Below are 6,589 nucleotides of genomic sequence, written 5' to 3'. Positions count from 1 at the left end.
ATTGTAAGGCGATTCATTATATAGGCAAGTAATAAGTTTTTAAAAGACTATTAAACAATTATTAAAAATTTTAGTTTTATTAATAATTTATTTTATCAATAAAAAGAAACTAATAATTGTTAGAGTATATGCAAAGTATGGTCCGAATAAAAATTTATTTATCTTGGATTCTGGAGCAAAACCAAAGCCATAAATAAATAAACAACATATCCCAAAAAATAGTAAGGTAGCATAAAAATGTTTAATCCCTGTAATATCACTAAAGAAATACGGATACAGCCATACTAAACTTACAAGACTTATAGCAATTATTAAAGCTAGATTTCGTAGCACGGGATTAAGCACTGTAACGTTAACCTTTACTATCTCAGATTACTTTTTTAATTAAAATTATACATCATCGAAGACTTTATGTTCTGCAATTATTACGCAAATAACCGTAATCGCTATTACTGAAACTAACAGGAATAAATATATCATTTTTTTAGCCTTATTTTAATATGAACTTGTATTATCTCTAACATCTTTAGCAGTTACCTTTCCTCGTAATACTCTAAATACCCAAGAGGTATAAAAAATAATCAGCGGTATAAAAATAGCTGTGGAAAATAACATAAATTCTAGTGTAGCACGTGAAGATGAGGCATCCCAAACAGTTAAACTATGACTAGGATTTGAACTTGATGGTAAAATAAAAGGAAATATTCCCACCCCAACAGTTGCTACTACCCCAAACACTGCAGTTGCACTGGTAATAAAGGCTCTACCGTATTTCTTAACCTTAAGCAATAAAATAGTAGTTAAGGAACCTATAATTACTAAAATAGGAGCTATCCATACCCAAAGCATATTATTAAAATTAAATCCCCATGCTCCGGCTTCAATGATTGCCTCTTTATAAATAGGATTAGAAGGACCACTAGTATTAATTTGGCTTACTATTTTATAGCCGTTTATATTAAAAGTCCAAACACTCGCTGTAATATATAAAACTATTAAGAGTAATGCAGCTTTAATAGCAATATTCTCAGCCCTCTGAGAGATGGGATCTTCAGTTTTAAGAGCCGTATAAACCCCACCGTGCATTATTAACATTACTACACTAATTACTCCTATAAATAAAGCATATGGATTAAATAAATTAAAAAAATTTCCTGAATATGTAATCTCTAAAGTATCCTTATCAAAGGTAAAAGGAACTCCTAAAATCACATTCCCCATAGCTATCCCGCACACTAATGCCGGAACGAAACCACTGAAAAAATGACAGTAATCCCAAAATCTTTTCCAAATAACATTATCTACCTTACTTCTATATTTAAAAGCAACCGGCCTTAAAATTAGAGCAACTAATAATAAAAACATGGCAATATAAAACCCTGAAAAACTCACCGCATAAACATACGGCCATGCTGCAAACAGAGCCCCTCCCCCTACAATAAGCCATACCTGATTCCCTTCCCAAAAAGGACCTATGGTATTTATAACTATTCTTTTCTCGGTATCAGTTGTTGTAATAAAGTTTAATAGGGTGGTTACTCCTAAATCAAAACCATCCATAATCGCAAACCCGATTAATAGTATTCCTAGTAATATCCACCACAATATTCTTAAGGTTTCATAATCGAACATAATCTTTTCTCCTTAAAGGTTAATATGCATGGTTTTTATTTTTAGTACCATCGGGACCTATTTTAATATATTTTACCATTAAATAAAAATCTACTGCCACTAAAGCACTATAAACCACAACAAACCCTAATAATGAAAAACCTACATGTACTGCCGGAATATTAGAAGCTCCCAGAAAAGTCGGTAATACTCCCTGAATAACCCACGGTTGCCTCCCATATTCCGTAACAAACCATCCTGCATAAATAGCAATCCACGGCAGTGGTAACATAATTAATGAACTTATTAGTACCCATCTGGCATTCATAATAGTATTTTTATAAGATTTAATTAATACGATTGCAAAATAGGCAATAAATAAAAACCCCAACCCTACCATGATTCTAAAAGCTAAAAATAATGGCAAGACTGTTGGAATAGTAAATTCTGCAGCGGCTTGTATGTCTGCATCAGTTGCTTTACTAATATCAGGGATAAACTTCTTAAGGAGTAAACTATATCCTAAATTTTTTACATTTGCCTGAAATTCTGCATTGGCAACCTCATTATTCTTATCTTTCTTAAGAAGAATTAAAGCCTTATGTGCTATAATCCCACTTCTGATTTTTTGCTCATTCTGTTTAATTATATCCTTGATCCCAAATAACTTCTCCGTAGTAGAATGAGTCATAATTAACCCTAACACCCCAGGTATAGTAATTTCAAAGTCGTTCTTTTTTTCTGCAAAGTTAGGAAGGGCAATTACATGAAACCCCGCAGGAGCTTCTTCGGTTTCCCACATAGCCTCAAATGCCGCAAGTTTCGTAGGTTGAATATCTTTTAATAAAATTCCCTTCATATCACCACTAATAGCAGTGAGTAATACTGAGATTAAACCTACTACTGAGGCAATGAGAATTGAGGTTTTAGCAAATAAAATATTTCGCTTCTTTAAAAGATAGAAAGAACTAATCGCAACTACAAACATTGCCCCCAAACTATAACTTGCGGTTAAAGTATGAAAAAATGTAGTTTGAGCTGCCGGATTAAAGATTAATTCACTAAAACTAGTTACTTCCATACGCATAGTTTCGTAATTGAAATAAGAGCCTACAGGATTTTGCATCCACCCATTAGCAATTAAAATCCATAATCCCGAAAAACTTGTCCCTAAAAATACTAACCAAGTTACCATACAATGTTTTACTTTTGAGAGTTTATCCCAGCCGAAAAAGAATAACCCAATAAAAGTTGCCTCTAGAAAAAATGCCATTAAACCTTCAAGTGCTAAAGGTGCCCCAAATACATCGCCTACATAATGTGAATAATAAGCCCAATTAGTACCGAATTGAAATTCCATAGGAATTCCTGTGGCAACTCCCATAGCAAAATTAATCCCGAAAATTAATCCCCAGAATTTCACCATATCTTTATAAATTTCTTTACCTGTTCTTACATAAATAGTTTCCATAATAGCCATGATTAAGGATAAACCTAAGGTTAAAGGTACGAATATAAAATGAATAAATATTGTATATGCAAATTGTAATCTTGATAAAATTACCGTGTCGAGTCCTAAACTTTCTAGCATACGGTTACCTCTCTTTCTTGATTCCTATTTGTTGCTCTAATTTATTTGCATCCACTTTTATCCTATACTGCGGACTAAAAAAATAGATAAATAATATAGTTAAGGCAATAACTTTTAAGATAATAACAATAAACATCTGTTTAAATACCTTATTCCGAAATAAGCTTATTATAAAGGTATGACTATCTTTATTGTGTTGCATATAAAACCTAGTATTTTAATAAAGATAATATATTTTTAATCAGATTGTCAACCCAATAAAGTCACATGTATCTATTAATTAATTTTATCTTATATTGTATAAATATATAAATCTATTGTATGGATAAGATACTATAGAATATTTTTTTTATGAAAGTTATATATTTCCTGCCCAATATTGAATATAGAATCTATAACTTTTATATTTGCCAGTTCAAATAATGCAATTTTATTCTTTGAGGTTCCTTTGTTTGCTGAAATTACTGCTCCTGCTGATAACCCAAACTTTTCCTCTTCAAAAACCTCTTCTCCTGGGAAATAGGCAAAGATTTTTTTAGTTTTAGCCAGTTCTTGTAATACTTCAAGTGCTTCTTCTTCTAAGTCTCCGCCAATTTCTCCTAATAATAATACAGCTTTTGTTTGTGTATCTTTAGCTATTTCCTTTAATACTTGTAAAAAAGACATTCCTACAATAGCATCTCCGCCAATACTAAGACACAATCTCTGCCCCAATTTAAATTTATTAAGCTGTTTTGCGGACTCATAAATTAATGCACCGGTTCTACCGAGTATGGTAATATTACCAGACTGAAAATAATTAGGATTCATTAACCCTATACTACACATCCCAGGATTAATAATCCCTAAAGAACCAGGACCAAGCAATTTAGTTTTAGAGTTTTTTACAATTCTTTTTATTTTAATTACATCATTAATTCTCATATCCATAGTGGTACAAATTACTAAAGGTACTTCTTGTGATACCGCTTCTAAAATACAATCAACGGCTATTTCACTCTGAGCATAAATAATAGAGGCATCAATATAGGTTTCTTCTTTTATTTGCTCTATAGAAAAAAATTTTTTTACAGATATGACGCCTTCATCATAAAGTACGGAACCTACTAAATTAGTACCTCCTTCTATCATCTGTTGTATATAAAATTGTGCTTTTTGAGTTGCTACACCTTGATACACAATTTTACTCTCTTTATGCAATAAAACTCCCATTTTCTATGATACCTTTATTATTGTTTTAGCTTGTTCTATGGCTAAACTAATTTCATCATAAACAAACATATTATTATAAATTTCTTGATTGTTAAGATCTTGCTCCTGTAATTCTAGAAATACCTCTGTATTTCCAAGTAATACTACCGGAACTTTTATTCTATATTGTTGAATAAAATCTCTTATATGCTCTAAATAAACTTTGCTATCAAGTACTGAACCCACTATTATCAAAAGAATTACCTGCATTTTTTTATTAAAATGAATTATTGAAAAAGCCTCTTTAATTTTATCAATATCAGCTACAACCGAAACATCAACTAATTGATTAATTTGTAATTTTTCTTTTACTAAAACATCGTATATAGCAAGACCTAAATCGCTCCCGTTAAAGATTACACTAAGAGGATTATCTATATTTAATTGATTAAATCCTAAAGATTGCCTAATAGCACTGATTTTACTCTGCTCATTTGCACCATAGGTATGTAATAAAGTTTTTACTAAAGGATTATTTTTTGCAGAACTATCATCAATAATAATATTAGCATCTTTAATAAAAAATTTGTCTTCAGTTTTTATGATTTCATATACATCAAGTAGGGAGGCATCAACTGCTATAAAAAATTTATATAAATTAGCTACAAAGTCAACAAACGCCTGTTTAGTATGAGTAATATTAAATTTTTTTAAAACTTGTTTAATTTGCCACGCTTGAATCCCTAAATAATAATCAATTTTTATAGCTATAGTATCCTCTTCTTTTATAGTTTCTGCTGTTAAACTTTTGTTACTAACCATTAGAATTATTTGGGCATAATTTCTATCAATAAAAAATTTTAAAGATAATTTATTCTGAGCATTAGGAAGTTTTTCTACATATAACTTCACTGCTTTTATATTTGTATCTTCTGACTCTGCAATAGTTTTAAAGATATTATCAATACTGGTTTCTAAATCTTTATCCGCAACTACTGTTGCTAATTTCTTACTATTTAAATTACTACCATCAAAAATAGGTGTAATCACCCATTGTTCAGCATCTTTTATAAAACTTCTAATCCTATGCTTTTGCTCAGGATTAAAAATTACCCTACCTTCTAAAGAAGGTACCTTATAACGCTTGAGTAAGGATTTAATATGATAACTATCTAAATACATTTTTTCTCTTCTTGTTAACTATTATATGTAATTTTTATTTTATATTTTTATGATTGTTTCCGAATTTTAACTAATTCTTCTGCTATTTGTACTGCATTTAGGGCTCCTCCTTTTCTAAGATTATCTATAACTACCCACATATTTAAGGTATTTTTTAAGGAACTATCTTCTCTAATTCTGCTAACATAAATATTATCTTCTCCTGCAACCTCTAAAGGTGTTACATACCCTTCATTCTGCCTAAAATCTACAACTGATACTCCGGCTGTGGTTTTTAAAATTTCTCGAGCAACATGTTCAGTAATAGGTTTTGCAAACTCTACATTTACAGCTAAAGAATGCCCTATAAAAACTGGAACTCTAACACAAGTAACCGCAAGCTTAATTTTGGAATCAAGAATTTTTTGAGTTTCTGTTATCATTTTCCATTCTTCTTTAGTACTCCCGTCTTTCATGAAAATATCAATATGCGGAATTAAGTTAAAAGCTATTTGCTTAGTAAAAAAAATTTTATGACTTAGGGGATTTTGCTGTATATAAATACTTTTAGTTTGGTGAAATAACTCATCCATAGCCTCACTACCTGCCCCAGATACAGACTGATAAGTAGCCACAACTATACGTTTAATTTGATACTTCTTATGCATTGCTGCTAAGGGTACTACTAACCCTATAGTTGAGCAATTAGGATTAGCAATTATTCCTTTATTAGTATATTTAGCAAGATCCTGAGGGTTTACTTCCGGAATAATCAATGGTATATCTGGATCCATTCTAAAAAAAGAAGTATTATCAATTACTATAGCTCCGCTTTTTACAGCCATCGGCATAAATTTTTTAGATATTCCTGCTCCGGCAGAAGCTAAAACTATATCTACCTGTGAGAAATCAAAAGCTTCAATATTTTCAACCTTTAGTACCATATTATCCCCAAAAGCTACTTCTTTTCCAATTGAAGCAGCCGATGCTATTGCATAGAGATCGGAAGAGCGTCGTGTAGGGAAAGAGTGTAGA

The 6,589-nt window shown here is 30.9% G+C and carries 6 protein-coding genes; all 6 read right to left on the bottom strand.

What is annotated here, in order from left to right:
• Positions 1-87: 87 nt before the first annotated feature.
• On the bottom strand, positions 88-333 hold the full coding sequence (locus tag ACQCX0_RS05135) for a cyd operon YbgE family protein (protein WP_462563094.1): 246 nt from the start codon (positions 331-333) through the stop codon (positions 88-90).
• A gap of 162 nt (positions 334-495) precedes the next feature.
• Positions 496-1,632, bottom strand: coding sequence for a cytochrome d ubiquinol oxidase subunit II (cydB, locus tag ACQCX0_RS05130; RefSeq protein WP_462563093.1), 1,137 nt, complete (start codon positions 1,630-1,632; stop codon positions 496-498).
• Positions 1,633-1,651: 19 nt separating this feature from the next.
• Positions 1,652-3,202, bottom strand: coding sequence for a cytochrome ubiquinol oxidase subunit I (locus ACQCX0_RS05125; RefSeq protein ID WP_462563092.1), 1,551 nt, complete (start codon positions 3,200-3,202; stop codon positions 1,652-1,654).
• Positions 3,203-3,206: 4 nt separating this feature from the next.
• Positions 3,207-3,404, bottom strand: coding sequence for a hypothetical protein (locus ACQCX0_RS05120; RefSeq protein ID WP_462563091.1), 198 nt, complete (start codon positions 3,402-3,404; stop codon positions 3,207-3,209).
• A gap of 131 nt (positions 3,405-3,535) precedes the next feature.
• Complete coding sequence (locus ACQCX0_RS05115) at positions 3,536-4,402, bottom strand: succinate--CoA ligase subunit alpha (protein ID WP_462563090.1); 867 nt, start codon at positions 4,400-4,402, stop codon at positions 3,536-3,538.
• 15 nt (positions 4,403-4,417) lie between these two features.
• On the bottom strand, positions 4,418-5,575 hold the full coding sequence (locus tag ACQCX0_RS05110; RefSeq protein WP_462563089.1) for an ATP-grasp domain-containing protein: 1,158 nt from the start codon (positions 5,573-5,575) through the stop codon (positions 4,418-4,420).
• Between the last annotated feature and the right edge of the window lie 1,014 nt (positions 5,576-6,589).

This window comes from Candidatus Hepatincolaceae symbiont of Strigamia maritima, assembly GCF_055505085.1.
This window is presented reverse-complemented; position numbering and strand designations above follow the sequence as displayed.